The organism is Pseudomonas sp. GW821-FHT01A09, assembly GCF_058986725.1.
Map to the genome: position 1 here is coordinate 1 of NZ_JBYSWB010000065.1, position 1,777 is coordinate 1,777.

The following is a 1,777-nucleotide window of genomic DNA, read 5'->3' on the forward strand; positions in this document are numbered from 1 at the left end:
TGGTGCGCCAGGCATGGCGCGTTGCGCGTAAGCGCAACCAGCTTGGCTGTGGTGGCCACGCTGGTGACTTGGAGGTGAGAGTCCTCTACACACCCGGCAAGGGGAAGTGTTAGCCAAAGGCAAGGGTGTCGCGGGTGACTGCGAATCTGAAGGAAGCCCGAGGCAAAATGCTGGCCTGACGAACAGGAAGCGGATGAGGCGGCGCAGCGGGGTAAGGCGGCCATAATCGTCAAAGCCCGATACTTGCACGGAACGCTGTGACGTAGATCCGACAGGCATAAGCAGGAAGGTCGCGCGAATTACCCTGGGAGATCTGCACGTTTGCCACAGTGCTACCGCGCGTCGAGAGGCGACGGGATGAGCGTGCAGAAGTCAGCCGAAGCCGTAGTAAGTGACGATCAACCACGTCACCAAGGGCCGAACAGGTTATGCCGCCAGTAGGCGTCACTGTCTCGTTGAATACCGAAATGCAGAAATTTCTCCCAGAGAAGACTGTTGCTCCCAGTCCCGGACAGAATCCGAGGGCGACGGCCAACAGCGCAGAGGGTTCGACGGCGTCTGTGGCGTGGACGAACGCGGAGCCGGACACGCTGATGGGGCGGGTGCTTGCACCGGCCAACCTCAAGCGTGCGTATCAACGTGTGGTCAGCAACAAGGGCGCGCCGGGTGCCGATGGCATGACGGTCGCCGATTTGGCAGGCTACGTGAAACAGTATTGGCCTATCCTCAAAGCCAGATTGCTGGCCGGTGAGTACCATCCCCAAGCGGTGCGGGCGGTTGAAATTCCCAAACCCCAAGGCGGAGCACGACAACTGGGGATCCCCAGCGTCGTGGATCGCCTGATCCAGCAAGCCTTGCTACAGCAGCTCACGCCGATCTTTGATCCTCTGTTTTCGGACTTCAGCTACGGCTTTCGCCCAGGCAGGAGCGCTCACCAAGCCATCGAAATGGCCCGTACCCATGTGGCGTCGGGGCATCGTTGGTGTGTGGAACTCGATTTGGAGAAGTTCTTTGATCGAGTCAACCACGACATCCTGATGGCCTGTGTGCAGCGTCGCGTCGAAGACAAGCGGGTGCTCAGGCTCATCCGCCGCTACCTTGAGGCCGGGATCATGTCGGGCGGGATCGTCAGCCAACGACAGGAAGGGACGCCGCAAGGCGGTCCGCTCTCGCCGTTGCTGTCAAATATCCTGCTTGATGAACTCGACCGCGAGCTGGAGGTGCGAGGCCATCGTTTCGTGCGTTATGCCGATGATGCGAACATCTATGTGCGCAGTCAGCGGGCGGGTGAACGAGCAATGGCGAGCATCGAGTGCTTCCTGAGTCGACGTCTGAAACTGACACTGAATCGGGATAAAAGCCGAGTAGCAAGGTCTTGGGCATGCAGCTATTTGGGGTACGGGATGAGCTGGCATCAACAGCCAAGGCTTCGGGTGGCCACCTTGAGCCTGCGTCGCTTACGCGAACGCCTCAAGGAGCTGCTGCGTGGTGCACGAGGCCGCAAGATGGCACACGTCATCGAGCGGATGAACCCAGTGCTGCGCGGTTGGGCTGGCTACTTCAAACTCACCCAAGGCAAAAGAGCTTTGGAGACGGTTGATGGGTGGGTGCGTCATACCCTTCGTTGCATGCTGTGGCGGCAATGGAAGCAGCCCTCTACAAGGGCTCGCAACCTGATCCGGCTCGGTATAGACAAAGCGCGAGCGTGGAAGTCGACGGTCAATGGCCGTGGCCCATGGTGGAACTCGGGAGCGCCGCATATGAATCAGGCGTTGCC

General features: G+C 59.9%; 1 protein-coding gene. It reads left to right on the forward strand.

Annotation, left to right across the window (positions count from 1 at the left end):
- Positions 1-428: 428 nt before the first annotated feature.
- A partial coding sequence (gene ltrA / locus AC3WJP_RS29030; protein WP_493735705.1) for a group II intron reverse transcriptase/maturase occupies positions 429-1,777 on the forward strand: 1,349 nt, incomplete at its 3' end.